The following is a 16,569-nucleotide window of genomic DNA, read 5'->3' as shown; positions in this document are numbered from 1 at the left end:
AGCTTACTCGTTATTCTTTATATAATCTTTTATTTTATTCGCTAAACTAGTAGAAACTGAAATTAAAGGCAAGCGTAAATGATCACCACAAACACCTTTGTTTTTTAAAATATTCTTGATTCCAGCAGGGTTTCCTTCCTCAAAAGCATAGTCTAAAATCGGTAATAACTTATATAAAATCTCGAATGCTTGTTTTGTTTCTCCAGAAAGTCCAAAACGAATCATTTTAGAAAACTCTTCAGGAAATCCTTGACCTATGACACTGATAACACCATCTCCTCCAGCAACTACTGCAGGCAAAGCTAAAGCATCATCTCCCGAAATAACAAGAAAATCCTTTGGGCGATCTTTTAGAATTTTTAATACTTGCGTAAAATCTCCTGTCGCTTCTTTGATTCCCACTATCTTATCTAACTGCGCTAATTTCAAAGTAGTTTCTGCCGTCATATTGGTCCCTGTTCTAGAAGGAACATTATACAATAAAACCGGTAACGGTGATTGATCATTAATAATCTTGAAATGCTGATAAATACCTTCTTGACTAGGTCTATTATACATCGGAACAACTGATAATATTGCATCAAAAGCAGACAACTCTGTGTTTTCAATTTCCTGAAGTATCGCAGCAGTATTATTTCCTCCTATACCGATCACTAAAGGCAATCTCTTATCATTAACTGCAACAATATGCTCAACTAAACTCTTTTTTTCTTCTTTAGATAATGTAACCGATTCTGCAGTAGTACCTAAAACAACCAAGTACTCTACTCCACCGTTAACACAAAATTCAACTAAAGACTCAACTCCATCAAAATCAATTGAACCATCATTTTTAAAAGGCGTAGCTAATGCGACACCAGTTCCTTTCAGAAAAGCACTCATATTATATAATCTGTAAAATTTTTAAATATTTTTTTAGTTCGGAAATAAAAAGATTTGTGTTTTGATCAGAAGAACCAATAACCAAATCATTGATACGGTTATCTATTTCTGCAAAACCAACTTTAAATTTAGCCTTAGAAGCCGCTGCTATATAATCAAGTTCTTGTTTGCTTTCCGAATAAAAATTAATCAAAACATCATAATCCTCATTTATAAAATCTTTTAAAGAATTACTTTTAATAGCACCACCAACACCAAAACTCTTATCATTATAATATGCAGCATCTTTATCATCAGAAATTTCTTTCTGATCTTCTTTATACCCCATTACTTTTAACCTATCAGACTTAACCCCTAGTTCATTAGCTAATTTAACTAATGACAAAACATTAACAGATTGAGAAGCATCAATTAGAACTGCTAAACTTTTGATACTAGAAACCTCTTTTGCTCGAGATTTTCTAGTCTTGATATGAGATTCAATGCTTTTTTTTAGTGCATTTCGCTTAAGACCCTTTAAAATCATTTATAAAAAAGATTAAGTGACAAATGTAGCCATTTTACATCTTAAAATCATGTAGAAGAGCATAAGAAAAATAGAAAAAAACCAAATAATTTAACTTTTAGTTATATAATTAACAATAGTTCTAGATCTGTTTTATTATTAGATTGCATCACATCCTTAGACATCCTTTAAATAATTAATCTTCCTATCATCCTCATCTATCAACCTTGCATCAATTAAAAATTTCAAGAAAAAATACAACCCAGCAATCTCAGCTAAGTTTGCAAGTATCGTAAATTCTCTAGCATAATAGTAAAAATGACTTATTAACAACAAAGCATTTACAAACAAACAACAACTAGCAGACACAAAAAGTTTAAAATTACCTTTATACTTATCTATTATATAGATAAAAAAACAAGTGCCAACAAAAAAAAGAAGCACCAAAAGAATCATGAAAAAAGTAAAAATTGAATCTACAAGAACAGGAATTACTAACTGAGACACTGAAAAAATAAGATATGATATCAAAACAAAGCTTATAATGATAGGAAAAGAAACAAATTCCTTGAATTTAATATCTTTTAAAGAAATATAATTTCTCAATAAAAATACATTTATTAAATAAAATGATACAATAAGAAGCCCCACTATGTCAAAATATTTATCAAAATCAATATAAACCAATGTATCATTAACAGCAATAACTATCATGCTTATAATGAAAAAAAAATTCACAGACTTACTATTGATTACATATATAAATATGAGAGAAATTGGAACTAATGGCTTTACATATATCAGGTGAATTCTGTCGAAAAACAAAGCTACAATAATAACGACTATATAAGAAAAATAGAATAATGCGTATGATAACTTAACAAATCTCAATGTCTTCAAAAGTTTTTAGTCAATCTTAATATGCATTTAAAATACTAATTATCAACGATTAAATTAAAAAAACTCTACATCATCTGGCTTTAAGTCTTCTTGTTCTACAAAAAACTTCACCAAAAAGTAATGTCCGAATAATTGCAAAACATTTGTGATAACAACAAATATATCCAGATACACGTACATCTTATTAAGTATCGTTAGAATATTCACAATTAGAAAACAAGATGCCGCTATCATTAGAGACGAACTAACAACTGTTTTACTGTTTAGATATATATAGTAACAAAAACCTATAAAAAATATAAATAAGATAATTAGAATATTAAGATACAATTGATCTTCGCCTACATTAAGCGAAATCATATCCGCTACAGAATAAACGACATATGTAATCAACCCCATAGTAATAGCCAATTGGGCCGTAAAAATTCTTTTAAATTGTATTTTGACTTTTTTTAAACTTTTCCACAGAAGCATCATATTAAGACAATAATAAAATGACATAAGAATATTAATTATCCTAAAATATTTTTTAAAGTCTATTACAGATAAAACCTCTGCCGCTAAAACCAAAAGCAAAGCTACTATTACCAGGTAATTTACCCTTTTTACTTTGACGAAGTAAAAAAAAGAAATCGAAAAAATCACTAGAGTCTTAGAATAAACCAACAAAGGTTCATTAAAGATAGATGTAAGCAATAATATAGCTCCAGAAATATATAATAACTTATATGCTAATTTTGTTTTATCCAATTACAATGTTGTTTACTTACTAAAAACCTTCAAATTCTTCGGATTTTAAATATTCGTATTTAGTAATCATATAATTCACTAAAAAAATAAGCGCCAAAGGTTCACAAATCAACCGAATAGCTTTTAACTCCATAGATTGAAGATAAAACTCATCAATCAACAAAATAAAATCACTAAATGAAAAATTTAACATTGCCAGAAAAAACCACAATGATTTTTCTGACCTTATGTTTATATAGTGCATTGCTCCTACGATGAGTAAAACATATAATAATAATAAATGAACAAAACCTATTACATTTAAATCTTGCATTGGTTCTCGAATAACAGAATATGTAATAAAAAAAATAACTGTATATAATGAACTTCCTAAGACTAAAGTAAAGACATCTCTACGATTGTATCTAAAAGACTTATGATTATTATACAGAAAATAAAACAACATTAGATATCCAACTATACTGATAAGCATTCGATGTTTTATTGATATTATTCCACTTATTGATTGCGTTAACTCTGAAGCAAAAAACAAAAACAGCACAAGAATATTTATTGGTTTTATTTTTTTACTTTCCAATATATACTTAGAAGCAATTGCTATAAATAATAATGGAACACTAATCTTATACAACGAAGAGACCTGAAACACAAATCCCAAAACCTGTAACAAAACCAAAAAAGAAATTATAAATTTTAGTAATTTTCCCTCATTCATTCGATTTAAACGGTATAAACTAGGGATAATTCCCTTTTACACACTATATTAAACAATTTTTCCTTTTGTTAATATACTAAATTTCAATCAAATGATTAAAACTACACGAATTGCTGTGTTTTAATTTTCAAAGAGTTGGCACTAGAAATTTTAAACTTCACTAAGAAAAACACAGCTAACAGTTGATATATAGAATTAATAATCTTAAGCTCTAAAGAAGGAACATAAAACTTATCTAATGCGAAACAGGTATCACTGATTATAAAATTTAGAACAGCAATAGCAAACCAGAGAGATTTAGGTGATCTTATATTTACATACTGAAATACTGCACCAATTAACAAAAAATACAGAATGATTATATAAACGATTCCAAAAGGCCTTATATCCCCCATTGCCTCATTAGTAACAGCATAAATTTCGTAAACAATAATAGTCCAAACTATAAAAAAAACACCCAGATAAATTAAATCTATTTTACCATAATCTAAAGGTTTATGGTTTTTAAACAAGAAGTAAAAAAGAATAAAATAACACAAGGTGTAACTTAACAAAACATACCGAAAACCGTTCTCTATACCAGTCAATAAAAATATGTCTCCCATAAAACATAGAAACAGCACTATTACAAACAAGGTATCTACCTTTTTCACATTAAACCAATACAACATAAAAAACAAAGGCACTGTCATTGGTTTAGAATACAATTCAATAGCAGGGTTTTGTAGTATTGTACTCAAAACACACAAACCACCAGTAATCAGTAACAATATTTTTATGAGGGTTCTTATTTTCATTATTCGATTAAGTTTAGAAAATCATCTTCACTTATGATGACAATTTCTAGCTTATTTGCTTTTTCTAGTTTACTTGGCCCCATATTCGCTCCAGCCACTACATATGAAGTCTTTGAAGAGATCGAACTAGAAACCTTACCACCATTATCCTCTATTAACTTTTTAAGTTCATTACGAGATACTTTTTCAAATACACCAGAAACCACAAAAGTTTGACCTTTTAAAGTTTCAGTTTGATTTGCCAGTTTATCCGCAGAAATTTGCAATTGAACACCATACCCCAAAAGCCTTTCTATTAAAACTCTATTGGCATCTGCACTAAAAAACTCTTGTACACTTTGCGCAATTTTAATTCCTATTTCATCTACATTTACTAATTCCTCTTCTGTCGCAGCCATAATAGCATCTATCGACTTATAATGTTTAGCCAATTTTTTTGCTACAGTCTCCCCAACATATCTAATCCCTAAACCAAACAGAACTCTTTCAAAAGGAATTTCTTTAGATTTCAAAATCCCTTCGATTAAATTATCTGCGCTTTTCTCCGCCATTCTTTCTAAAGGGATGACTTGTTCTTTTTTTAACTCATATAAATCAGCATAGTTAGTAATCAAACCTTCTTTTACTAAAAGAGCTACTGTTTCACCTCCCAATCCCTCTATATCAAGAGCTTTACGAGAAATGTAATGTTGTATTCTACCTATAATCTGAGGTGGACAACCATAAACATTGGGACAATAGTGTTGCGCTTCACCTTCTTTTCTTATTAATTCTGTATCACATTCTGGACAAGATGATATATACTGAGTAGCAACTGAATTGTCATCTCTTTTAGTAAAATCAACACTAACTATTTTTGGAATGATCTCACCTCCTTTTTCTACAAACACAGTGTCATTTTCTCTTATATCCAATTTCTGAATTTGATCTGCATTATGCAATGAAGCTCTTTTTACAGTAGTTCCCGCTAATTGAACAGGTGATAAATTAGCTACAGGTGTAATTGCTCCGGTTCTACCAACTTGATACGTTATCTCGTTAAGCTTAGTTATAGCCTGTTCTGCTTTAAATTTATACGCCATAGCCCATCTCGGTGCTTTGGATGTAAACCCTAATTCTTCTTGTTGCTGGAGGTTATTCACTTTAATTACAACACCATCGGTCTCGTAAGGCAAATCTCTTCTTTTTTCATCCCAGAGATTTATAAATTCCAAAACTCCATCTATAGAATTAACTAAACGAGATTCTTGAGGCACCTTAAACCCCCATTGTCTAGCTTTATCTAAGCTTTCATACTGTGAAGAAATACCTAATCGATCTCCTGAAAGATTATATAACAAACAATCTAATGGACGCTTAGCTGTTTCACTACTGTCTTGAAGTTTTAAACTACCAGAAGCAGTATTTCTAGGATTAGCATAAGGCTCTTCTCCTGCAGAAATACGTTCTTGATTCATTTTTGCAAAACCCTCATAAGGCAATACGATCTCTCCTCTTATATCAAACTTAGCAGGATAATCACCTTTCAATTTTAATGGCACTGACTTAATAGTCTTAACATTAGTAGTAACATCATCTCCCTGAATTCCATCACCCCTAGTTACAGCTCTAATTAATTCTCCATTTTCATAGGTTAAACTAATGGAAGCCCCATCATATTTTAGTTCGCAGGTGTAATTTACATCACCATCTACCAACTTCTTAATTCTAGTCTCCCAATCCAATAAATCTTCCTTAGAATAAGAATTATCCAATGAATACATTCGTTGGTCATGAACTACTGTACTAAAATTCTTGGTAACCTCTCCCCCAACTCTTAATGTTGGAGAATTAGGATCATAAAATTCAGGATGTTTTTCTTCCATCTCCTGAAGCTCTTTTAGCTTCATATCAAATTCATAATCACTTATAGTCGCCGCGTCAAGCACGTAATAACTATAGTTATGCTGTCTTAGTTCTTCTCTTATTTTATTGATTTGCTGCTCTGTATTCATTATGCTGCTATCAGTATTTTACTTTATTTTATGTTCTATCCGGTTTTAACCATTTTGGTACCTGAACAGGTTCAAATTCTTTCATTTTTTGTAATAAGCGATCAATATCATCTTCTACAATCAATAACTCATAATTATCCTGTTTCAGAAAACCACTTCGAACCATATTCTCTAACATTTGTAATAAATGATCATAAAAACCATTAATATTCAAAAGACCTATTGGTTTTTGATGCAAACCTAGCTGAGACCAAGTAATAATTTCAAATAATTCTTCTAATGTTCCAAAACCTCCAGGTAATGTAATAAATCCATCACTAAGTTTATGCATTTTCATTTTACGCTCATGCATATTATCAGTAGTTATCAATTCAGTCAACCCAAGATGAACAACTTCTTTTAACTTAAGAAAGTCTGGAATAACACCAACTACTTTACCTTTATTAGCAATTGCCCCTTCAGCTACTTTGCCCATAATACCAATTTTGGCAGCACCATACACTAGTGCAATATTCTGTTGAGCTAGTTTTTGTCCTAATTGTAACGCTTGCTGCACAACTTGAGTATCATTCCCTTCACTACTTCCACAGAAGACACAAATAGAAGTTAAATTATTCATAGATCGTTTTTATTTTTTCTGATTAAACCCGCCTGTATCATTCGTTCATTTCCGTATAAATCTTTACGGAGATCAACAAACTCATATCCCTCTTTTTTAAGCATAACCTGGGTTTCTGTTCCAAGATATTGATTAATCTCAAAATATAACAAACCACCTGAAATCAGACTGTTTTTTGCTAGTTCAGCGATTTTTTTATAAAAAATTAAGGGGTTTTGATCTGATACAAAAAGGGCTAAATGAGGTTCATTTTCCAACACATTAGGTTGTATTTCTTTTTTTTCGAGTTCTCGAACATACGGAGGATTTGAAACTATAACATCAAAATTATTCCCCAAACCATCCAACTGCAGTACATCTGCGTTTATAAAATTCACTTTAACATTATTATCCACTGCATTTGACTTAGCAATCTCTAATGCTTCTTCTGAAACATCAATAGCATATACATCAGAATTTGGTATGTTTTTAGCCAAAGAAATTGCTATACAACCGCTACCAGTGCCTATATCTAGAATTTTTAATTTTCGAGTTCCATTTATATTGTTCTGTTCCTTTACAATCCAATCTACCAATTCTTCCGTTTCTGGTCGAGGGATTAAAACATTCTTATTAACTCTAAATACCAATCCATAAAACTCTGTATCTCCTAAAATATACTGAATTGGATCTTGATTCTGCAGTCTCTTTTTTGCTATAGCGAAACAAGACATCGTTTTCTCATCCACAACATTGTCTAAAGCTAAAGCAATATCCACACGTCTCATACCTAAATAACTATCCAAAAGCATATAAAAAAAAGAATGTACTTCTTCTACTTCATATAATTCCGATAAAGAGCTTATAAAATCCTCCCTAAGATCTTTGATTTTCAAACCTATAAATCTTTTATCATCCAAGCCTGACAACTATAATGTCCGGTATCCCCCATTGGTTTATCTAAAGCTTTAAAACCTACTCTACCGTATAATTTTCTTGCTTCTTTCATGTAAGGCATTGTTTCTAAATAACATTTTGTGAATCCTTGTTCCTTTGCAAAATTAAGACAAGTACTCATCATTTGAGAACCTAAGCCTTTTCCTCTTGCCTCTGGAAGAAAATACATTTTTTGAAGCTCACATATTTCGGAGTCTTCCTTTTCTAATTGAGCTATTCCAGCTCCACCAATAATCTTACCATCTTCCTCTACAACAAAATATCTTTTTCGCGGAACATCATAGGTCTCATACATTATATCTAATGCCTCATCCTCATAAGCTGTTCCCACCTTAGGAACTCCCATTTCGATCAAAACATCTCTAATCACCTGAGCCAAAGCCTTATTGTCTTCTGGAGCAACTGAACGAATTTTTATCGTACTCATTATAATAATTAAATACTACTTTTGTTAATCTAAAAACTAATGACTATCATCTTTTTATTTAGATGAAATATACAAGAAATCTATACAGTAATCAATGAAGAAGCTTTTATTATTATCAACAATATTTTTAACTATTTTCGGCTGTTCTGTATCTAAAAAACCCGAGTTTAAATATGTTACGAATATCGATGTTAAAAATGTCAGTATGCGCAATATAACGATACAAGCAGATGCTGTTTTTAACAACCCTAATAACTTAAACGGGAAACTTTCTGTAGATGACATTAACGTTTTTGTTGATAACATAGATGTTGGCACTATATCTTCTAAAGAATTTGACGTCCCTTCTAGAAAAGAATTCACCATTCCTTTAGAAGGAACATTTTCTCTTTCTAAGATCTATAAAGAAAACAAAAACAATCTTCTAAATAGTGTACTAAAAATGGTTCAAACAGATTCGCTTCTTATTCGTTATGAAGGAAACATCCGATATCATTATGGCAATTTTTCTTATCCATACAAGATTGATAAAGAACAAGAAGTAAGTTTAAAATAATCATGTGAGTACATTACACGAAAAATACATAAAACGCTGCATTCAAATTGGAAAAAATGCATTAGGCAATGCGAGACCAAATCCTATGGTTGGATGTGTTATTGTCCATAATAATATGATTATTGGGGAAGGCTACACTAGTCCGTATGGCGGTAATCACGCTGAAGTGAATGCAATACGATCAGTGAAAGACATTTCATTACTAAAAAAATCTTCTCTTTATGTAACCTTAGAACCTTGTTCTCATTTCGGAAAAACACCTCCTTGTAGTGATCTTATTATACGACATAAAATACCAAACGTAATTATAGGGACAATAGATACTCACAGTAAAGTTTCTGGAAAAGGTATCGAAAAACTAAAAAATGCTGGATGCAATGTAACTCTTGGCATTTTGAAAGATGAATGCAGAAAGCATCATAAACGTTTTTTTACATTTCACAATAAAAGACGGCCCTATATCATTCTGAAATGGGCGCAAACAGCAGATGGGTTTATTGCTCCAGAAAAAACAACTGAAAGAACACCTGTTTGGATCACAAATTCTTATTCCAGACAACTTGTTCATAAATGGAGAGCAGAAGAACAAGCAATCTTGGTGGGAAATAAAACAGTAATTAAAGACAATCCAAAGCTTACTATTAGAGATTGGTCTGGTGCCAATCCGATTAGAATTTTAATTGATCTTTATGATAAAATCCCAAAAGATTCTTCAATTTTAGATAAAACCGTAAAAACAATAGTAATCACAGCCAATGATTATAAAGAAAAAAATATACAGGAGTTTTTAAAATATGAAATGATTAATCCTGAAAACAGTGTTCCTAAACAAATTTGCAACATCCTTCATAATCATGAAATTCAATCTGTAATAATTGAAGGAGGTAGTTATACTATTCAATCATTCATAGCAGAAAAATTATGGGATGAAGCAAGAGTATTTACAGGAATTAATAATTTTAAAAAAGGAATAAAAGCTCCTATACTTGAATCTAAATCAGTTTCTGAGAAAAAAATTATCGACGACACCTTAAAAATATACCATAATGATTAAAACTATTATTTTTGATTTTGGTGATGTCTTTATAAATCTAGATAAACATGCAACAGAAAAAGAACTTTTAAAACTTGGTTTACCTTCCATAACAGAAGATCTGGAATATATAAATGAATCCTATGAGACTGGAAAAATCACAACAATAGATTTTATTAATTATTACCAAAAATTACTTCCTGATGTTTCCGAGAAAAAAATAATCGATGCTTGGAATTCTATTTTAAAAGATTTTCCAAAACATCGATTAAAGTTTATTCAAAAACTATCAGAGAATAAAACATATCTATTGATTCTACTTAGCAATACAAATGAACTGCACATAGACTGGATCAAAGAAAATGTTCCATTTTATAATAATTTCAAATCTTGTTTTAACTTTTTTTACCTTTCTCACGAAATCAATTTAAGAAAACCTAATCATGATATCTTTCGCTTCGTTTTAGACAATCACCAATTAAACCCTGTAGAAACTCTTTTTATTGACGATACCTTTGTTAATACAAACACTGCGCAAGAATTAGGTATTAATATCTGGAACAATGATCCAAAGAAGGAAGATATCACCAATCTATTTACCATAAAATCTAATTTGTTTTGATATATCTTTTACTTAGTATACTGGCCTCTAGTTGGATTTTGATAACCTTTAAACTATTTTCTAAATATAATGTAGACACATTACAGGCCATCATCATAAATTATATTGTTGCCTCATTATCCGGGTTAATTGCATATTCTAAACCAATAAACATAGTAACTATAGCAAAATATGATTGGTTTTACGGAACCATTGCCTTAGGGTTAATTTTTATATTAATTTTTAATTTAATGGCGATTACTACACAAAAAAACGGAATATCTGTAGCAGCTGTAGCAACTAAAATGAGCGTTGCTATTCCTGTTATATTTGGAATAATGATCTATAAAGAAAGTACTGGAATCATAAAGATTATAGGAATTACACTAGCTTTAGTTGCCGTTTATATGACCTCTGTAAAAACAACTGAAGGGATCTCTATTAAAAAAGAAAATTTAATTTACCCGTTTTTAGTCTTTATAGGAAGTGGAATCATAGACACCAGTCTAAAGTTTATGGAAAAAAATTATGTATCAGAAATAGATACAGCTATTTTTTCTTCTTCTATTTTTGGCTTTGCAGCTGTTATAGGTATTCTTATATTAATCTACAAAGCGATTACCACTAAATTAAAAATATCGATTAAAAATATTATAGCAGGAATTTGTTTAGGTATACCTAATTACTTTTCAATATATTTTTTAATTCAAGCATTACGAAACCCAAGTATGGATAGCTCCACTACTTTTATAATTAACAATGTTGCCATTTTACTAGTATCTACGTTTGCAGGAATTTTCTTTTTCAAAGAAAAATTAATTCCAAAAAACTGGATAGGGATTATACTTGCAGTAATAAGTATTTTATTAGTTACTTTTTCCATTTAACAACAAAGAATTGAACACCACAGATACCTATAAAACAATTGATCATCCAGGAGAAGAAGTCTTATTCAAAGACAAAAATAGTAAGTTCTTTGGATACTCCTTTCCTGTTATTTCTGAAGAGGATGTAAAACCAATTATAGAATCATTAAAAAAACAACATCATGCTGCCAGACATTGGTGTTATGCTTGGCAGATTGGAACAGAAAAAATTAAATACAGAAGCAACGATGACGGAGAACCTTCTAATTCTGCAGGTCAACCAATTTATGGACAAATCCAATCTTTTCAAGTTACCAATATCCTAATAATAGTAGTTCGATATTTCGGTGGTGTCAAATTAGGTGTAGGAGGATTAATTAATGCCTACAGAACTGCCGCGCAATTATCACTTGAATCTTCTAAAATTATAGAAAAAACAATCGATGTTAAGTTTTGCATCACTTTTGAGTATAAAAACATGAACAAAGTGATGCGAATTATAAAAGAACGTCAACTTAGAATTACAGATCAAAAACTAGAATTAGACTGCAAAATATTTATTTCGGTAAGAAAAACAATCGCTAATGAAATAAATGATCTTTTCTCTGCGTTGTACGAAGTAGAAATCAAACAAGTAAGCGATTAAACTCTTTTTCTATAATATCTAACAAATATGATGGGCATAAAATTGGTTTTCGCGTTTTGGCATCTACAAAAACCAATGTTGAGGAAGCAATTGTTAATAATTCCTTATCTTGATTGTAAATTTTGTAGTCAAAAACGATACGAGCTGTAGGAATTTTCTTTAAAAAAGTTTTAACAGTTAATTCATCGTCAAAGAATGCAGATTTCTTAAATTTAAAATCTAATGTAAAAACAGGGAGCATAATACCGCTTTCTTCCATCGATTTATATGAAACACCTAGTCGAGACAACCAATCAATACGGGCTAACTCTAAATATTGTGCGTAATTGCCGTGATGTACCACACCCATTTGATCGGTTTCTGAATATCTAACTTTTAGCAAAGTTTCTGAACTGATTGACATTTATTTTATTAAAAAAATATGATTAATACAAAATTACAATTATCTAAGTATGCGAAAAAAATAATTAAAATTCAACCCCAAAATCGTTTTTTTTTTACATTTTTTGTTCACATATTTGTCTTGCAAAAAAAGAAGGAACTTTTTCAACAATTTTCCGTTAATAACCTAATAAAAGTAATCTAACCACTCTAATGAATATAACTGCGCAATCAGTTTGGGATAATTGTCTGTCTTTTATAGAGGATAACATTACCCCTCAAGCTTTTAAAACCTGGTTTGAACCTATTAAAGCTGTAAAGCTTACGGATAGCGCTTTGAGTATTCAAGTACCCAGTAAATTTTTCTACGAGTGGCTAGAAGAGCACTATGTAAATCTTCTTAAAGTGTCTTTAACTAGAGAACTTGGTGAAACTGCTAAATTGGTGTACATTATTAAAATGGAAAACACATATGGTAACAAAAAGCCATTTACTGAAAAAATTCCTAGTGCTAATAGAAAATCAGTAAGCTCTCAAGAGGTTGATGTGCCAATCAAAAGCAAGAACCCAGAGTTAAAAAACCCATTTGTAATTCCTGGAATTAGAAATGTAAAAATCGAATCTCAATTAAATCCAAGTTATAATTTTGATAATTTCCTAGAAGGAGACTCTAACAGATTAGCAAGATCAGCAGGAATGGCTGTTGCTAATAAACCAGGAGGTACTTCTTTTAATCCTTTATTAATCTTTGGAGGAGTAGGACTAGGTAAAACACATCTAGCACACGCTATTGGAGTTAATATAAAAGATAATTATCCTGAAAAAACAGTTTTATATATTTCTGCTGAGAAATTTACTCAGCAATATATTGAGTCTGTAAAAAAGAATAACAGAAACGACTTTATTCATTTTTATCAAATCATTGACGTATTGATAGTAGATGATATTCAGTTATTATCAGGAAAAGCTGGAACACAAGATGTATTCTTTCATATATTCAACCATTTACACCAAAATGGAAAACAAGTAATCCTTACCAGTGATAAAGCTCCTGTGGACATGCAGGATATTGAACAACGCTTACTTTCACGTTTTAAATGGGGATTATCAGCAGAATTACATCAACCAGATTTCGAAACAAGAATTTCTATTATTAAAAATAAACTATATCGTGATGGAGTAGAAATGCCGGAAGATATTGTAGAGTTTTTAGCAAACAATATCAAAACTAATATTCGTGAATTAGAAGGCGCAATCATTTCACTAATTGCTCATTCTTCCTTCAACAAAAAGGACATCACAATTGATCTTGCAAAAGCGATAGTAGATAATTACGTAAAAAATACCAAGCGTGAAGTATCAATTGACTATATCCAAAAAGTAGTAAGTGATTATTTCCAAATGGATGTAGAAACACTACAATCAAAAACTCGTAAGCGCCATATAGTACAAGCTAGACAATTAGCTATGTTCTTTGCTAAGAAATTAACAAAAGCCTCTTTAGCAAGTATAGGGACACAAATAGGAAAAAGAGACCATGCTACTGTACTTCACGCCTGTAAGACAGTTGACAACCTATCTTCTACAGATAAGCAATTTAGAAAATACGTAGAGGATCTAGGCAAGAAGCTTACGCTTTAAATTCCAATTACATGAAGGTTAAAATTCTAATGGTATGTCTTGGGAACATATGCAGATCCCCATTAGCAGAAGGTATTCTAGCTTCTAAATTAGATCCTGATAAATTTCAAGTAGCATCTAGCGGCACTAGTAATTACCATATTGGAGAGAAACCTGACAGAAGATCTATTGAGACTGCAAAAAAACACGGAATAGACATCACGAATCAAAGAGCTGCTCAATTTAAAGCAAGTGATTTTGACATATATGATTTCATCTATCCTATGGACACTTCTAACTACCAAAACATTATAAAGCTTTCTCGAAACGAAGGAGACCGTAAAAAAGTAAAACTAATTTTAAATGAATTACAACCAAATCAAAATTTAGATGTTCCTGACCCATATTATGGAGGAGATCAAGGTTTTGAAAATGTTTATCAGATGCTAGATAAAGCTTGTAATCACATTGTAACAAAGCTATAAAAAGAGGTCTAGTCTAGAAAACAAAGTTTTTGTATATTTAGAATCAGTTAACCTAATTTAAATATATTACTCTTTGAGAAAAAAAATAACTTTTCATAAACACCCCTACAAAAGCGTATCCAAATTCATCACGCGGATCATTAGTCTTAAGATTAATGTATACATCAATTCAAATTCAATTAATCAACAACTAGTTACTAAATAAACTATGGAATCAAAACCCCTAGATCCTAAAGGAAAATTATACCTTATCCCTACTAGATTAGGAGACGATGTACCATTAGAAGTACTTCCTATATCTATAAAAAAGGTATTAGAACAAGTAAACCACTATATTGTTGAAAATGAAAAACCTGCTAGACGTTTTATAAAAAAAGTAAGCCCTAGTAAATCACAACGCTCTTTAATTATTCATTCGGTAAACAAATACACTGATGCTTCCGAAATCCCTAATTATTTAGCTCCTTGTCTAAATGGCGAATCTATTGGATTGTTATCCGATGCAGGATGCCCTGGTATTGCTGATCCAGGAGCAGAAGTGGTAAGACTAGCGCACGAAAAAGGAATTCAAGTTACTCCTTTGGTTGGCCCATCATCTATTTTTCTTGCGATGATGAGTAGCGGAATGAATGGGCAAAATTTCAGTTTTAACGGATATCTTCCAATTGATAAAAACGAAAGAAAATCTACCATTAAATTTCTAGAAAAAAATTCTTTAGAGAAAAATCAAGCACAAATATTCATAGAAACCCCATATAGAAACGACAAAATGCTAGCAGATCTCCTAGCAATTCTAAATCAAAACACTAGATTATGTATTGCAAGTGATATCACCCTAACTACAGAGTATATAAAAACAAAAACTGTAGGAGAATGGAAAAATGAGCAAGTCGAATTACACAAAAAGCCTACGATATTTATTATCCAAAGAGACCTCTAAACAAATCGGAGACGACACTATAAAAGAAAGTTTTAAGCTTTTGCTTTTCTCTCAGGAACAACGAAAGAAGTATCAAACCCTGAAAAACGCTTCATATAATAACGAATAGTAGTACCAAATGCATCTGCGAAACCATCCACTCCTCCACTACGAAGGTATTTTTTTACCGCACCCGGTCCTGAAAGATGGGCTGCAGCAAGTACACCAGACTCTGTAATAACAATACCATTCATTCGCTTACCAACAAACCACTTAAGGTCTCTACGTAAAATCCATTTATTTCTAGAAAGATTTGCATAAAATGCTCTCTCCTGTAATTCTGGACTAGCAAGAAAAGTATTTTTATTTTTTATTCCAATTAACTGAAGAGTACCTATACCAAACTGATACTTTCCCATGTATCCAAATTGGTTCACAACACCGTAATCACCACGAGACTCTTTAAAAGCAACCGCTTCTTTAAAACCAACATACGACTTACCTAACTCTGGATAAACAAAATTACTTATAAGATCATCCTCTATCTCGTTATAGTTAAGATCATCTTCTATCTCGTTAAAGTTAGGAGCGATGTAATAAAGATCTAATCCAGCAGTACTGTACGAACTTAAATCTATTTTATTTTTTGGTGTAAAACTTACTAAAACGATTCCCCCGATTGTAAGAATTAAAAAAAGTCCAATTATCCTTTTTATCATATAAAAAATTTCTAAGCAGACATCAAAAAGATGTTCCCCTCTACTTAAATTTTTGCGGTGCAAATATACGATTTTATTTGAAATAAACCACTGCCACATGTTAAATTTATTATAATACTGAAAAACAGGTGTTTACATATAAAAAAGAGTTAAAAAAAGCACTAAAAAGTCCAAAAAACTCTTAAATATTGCACTTAAACGTCAAAGTAAGAGTTTTG

At 30.9% G+C, this 16,569-nt stretch carries 19 protein-coding genes; 8 read left to right on the top strand and 11 right to left on the bottom strand.

All coding sequences use genetic code 11. The features are described from left to right. Nucleotides 1–3 precede the first annotated feature (3 nt). The 9 genes from dapA to BMY33_RS20400 form a co-directional block, all read right to left on the bottom strand. Nucleotides 4–882, bottom strand: coding sequence for a 4-hydroxy-tetrahydrodipicolinate synthase (gene dapA, locus BMY33_RS20445; RefSeq protein WP_091411978.1), 879 nt, complete (start codon nt 880–882; stop codon nt 4–6). A gap of 1 nt (nt 883) precedes the next feature. After that, entirely contained in the window at nt 884–1,408 is a 525-nt protein-coding gene (locus BMY33_RS20440) for a DUF6913 domain-containing protein (RefSeq protein ID WP_244543064.1), read from the bottom strand. Nucleotides 1,409–2,341: 933 nt separating this feature from the next. Then, entirely contained in the window at nt 2,342–3,037 is a 696-nt protein-coding gene (locus BMY33_RS20430) for a hypothetical protein (RefSeq protein WP_091411975.1), read from the bottom strand. Nucleotides 3,038–3,056: 19 nt separating this feature from the next. Beyond that, nucleotides 3,057–3,752: a hypothetical protein gene (locus BMY33_RS20425; protein WP_091411974.1), complete on the bottom strand. Its 696-nt coding sequence runs from the start codon at nt 3,750–3,752 to the stop codon at nt 3,057–3,059. A 101-nt stretch (nt 3,753–3,853) separates the two neighbouring features. Continuing rightward, nucleotides 3,854–4,549 carry a lysoplasmalogenase family protein gene (locus tag BMY33_RS20420; protein ID WP_091411972.1) on the bottom strand — a complete coding sequence of 232 codons (696 nt, stop codon included), beginning with the start codon at nt 4,547–4,549 and terminating at the stop codon, nt 3,854–3,856. Beyond that, the gene (gene ligA, locus BMY33_RS20415) at nt 4,549–6,543 is read right to left on the bottom strand and encodes an NAD-dependent DNA ligase LigA (protein WP_091411971.1); all 1,995 of its coding nucleotides are present in this window, start codon (nt 6,541–6,543) and stop codon (nt 4,549–4,551) included. Before ligA ends, BMY33_RS20420 begins: the two co-directional genes overlap by 1 nt. 28 nt (nt 6,544–6,571) lie before the next feature. Continuing rightward, nucleotides 6,572–7,162, bottom strand: coding sequence for an LOG family protein (locus tag BMY33_RS20410; RefSeq protein WP_091411969.1), 591 nt, complete (start codon nt 7,160–7,162; stop codon nt 6,572–6,574). Further along, nucleotides 7,159–8,037: a peptide chain release factor N(5)-glutamine methyltransferase gene (prmC, locus tag BMY33_RS20405; RefSeq protein ID WP_091412170.1), complete on the bottom strand. Its 879-nt coding sequence runs from the start codon at nt 8,035–8,037 to the stop codon at nt 7,159–7,161. The genes BMY33_RS20410 and prmC overlap by 4 nt, the downstream gene beginning before the upstream one ends. 2 nt (nt 8,038–8,039) lie before the next feature. Next, entirely contained in the window at nt 8,040–8,525 is a 486-nt protein-coding gene (locus tag BMY33_RS20400) for a GNAT family N-acetyltransferase (protein WP_091411968.1), read from the bottom strand. A gap of 94 nt (nt 8,526–8,619) precedes the next feature. On the opposite strand from BMY33_RS20400, the gene BMY33_RS20395 reads away from it, so the two are divergent. The 5 genes from BMY33_RS20395 to BMY33_RS20375 are packed head-to-tail and all read left to right on the top strand — an operon-like array spanning nt 8,620 to nt 12,227. Then, entirely contained in the window at nt 8,620–9,081 is a 462-nt protein-coding gene (locus BMY33_RS20395) for a hypothetical protein (RefSeq protein ID WP_139195711.1), read from the top strand. Nucleotides 9,082–9,085: 4 nt separating this feature from the next. Next, on the top strand, nt 9,086–10,135 hold the full coding sequence (gene ribD, locus BMY33_RS20390; RefSeq protein WP_244543063.1) for a bifunctional diaminohydroxyphosphoribosylaminopyrimidine deaminase/5-amino-6-(5-phosphoribosylamino)uracil reductase RibD: 1,050 nt from the start codon (nt 9,086–9,088) through the stop codon (nt 10,133–10,135). Next, nucleotides 10,128–10,736 carry an HAD-IA family hydrolase gene (locus tag BMY33_RS20385; RefSeq protein ID WP_091411964.1) on the top strand — a complete coding sequence of 203 codons (609 nt, stop codon included), beginning with the start codon at nt 10,128–10,130 and terminating at the stop codon, nt 10,734–10,736. Before ribD ends, BMY33_RS20385 begins: the two co-directional genes overlap by 8 nt. Continuing rightward, the gene (locus BMY33_RS20380; protein WP_091411962.1) at nt 10,733–11,602 is read left to right on the top strand and encodes a GRP family sugar transporter; all 870 of its coding nucleotides are present in this window, start codon (nt 10,733–10,735) and stop codon (nt 11,600–11,602) included. Before BMY33_RS20385 ends, BMY33_RS20380 begins: the two co-directional genes overlap by 4 nt. Nucleotides 11,603–11,612: 10 nt before the next feature. Beyond that, entirely contained in the window at nt 11,613–12,227 is a 615-nt protein-coding gene (locus BMY33_RS20375) for an IMPACT family protein (RefSeq protein WP_091411961.1), read from the top strand. Here BMY33_RS20375 and BMY33_RS20370 read toward each other — a convergent pair. After that, on the bottom strand, nt 12,208–12,630 hold the full coding sequence (locus BMY33_RS20370) for an acyl-CoA thioesterase (RefSeq protein WP_091411959.1): 423 nt from the start codon (nt 12,628–12,630) through the stop codon (nt 12,208–12,210). The genes BMY33_RS20375 and BMY33_RS20370 overlap by 20 nt on opposite strands. Before the next feature lie 191 nt (nt 12,631–12,821). Between BMY33_RS20370 and dnaA the strand changes: the two genes are divergently transcribed. The 3 genes from dnaA to BMY33_RS20355 all read left to right on the top strand — a co-directional run bounded on the left by dnaA (nt 12,822) and on the right by BMY33_RS20355 (nt 15,653). Next, nucleotides 12,822–14,249, top strand: coding sequence for a chromosomal replication initiator protein DnaA (gene dnaA / locus BMY33_RS20365; RefSeq protein WP_091411957.1), 1,428 nt, complete (start codon nt 12,822–12,824; stop codon nt 14,247–14,249). An 11-nt stretch (nt 14,250–14,260) separates the two neighbouring features. Next, the gene (locus BMY33_RS20360) at nt 14,261–14,713 is read left to right on the top strand and encodes a low molecular weight protein-tyrosine-phosphatase (protein WP_091411955.1); all 453 of its coding nucleotides are present in this window, start codon (nt 14,261–14,263) and stop codon (nt 14,711–14,713) included. Nucleotides 14,714–14,921: 208 nt separating this feature from the next. Next, nucleotides 14,922–15,653, top strand: a complete 732-nt coding sequence (locus BMY33_RS20355) for an SAM-dependent methyltransferase (protein ID WP_091411954.1) — start codon at nt 14,922–14,924, stop codon at nt 15,651–15,653. 32 nt (nt 15,654–15,685) lie between these two features. Here BMY33_RS20355 and BMY33_RS20350 read toward each other — a convergent pair whose 3' ends face one another. Then, nucleotides 15,686–16,351: a peptidoglycan-binding protein LysM gene (locus BMY33_RS20350; protein ID WP_091412166.1), complete on the bottom strand. Its 666-nt coding sequence runs from the start codon at nt 16,349–16,351 to the stop codon at nt 15,686–15,688. Nucleotides 16,352–16,569 lie beyond the last annotated feature (218 nt).

The sequence above is a fragment of the Aquimarina amphilecti genome (assembly GCF_900109375.1).
GTDB classification, from domain to species: domain Bacteria; phylum Bacteroidota; class Bacteroidia; order Flavobacteriales; family Flavobacteriaceae; genus Aquimarina; species Aquimarina amphilecti.
Note: the sequence above shows the minus strand (reverse complement) of the source record. Positions and strands in the feature narration are given on the sequence as shown.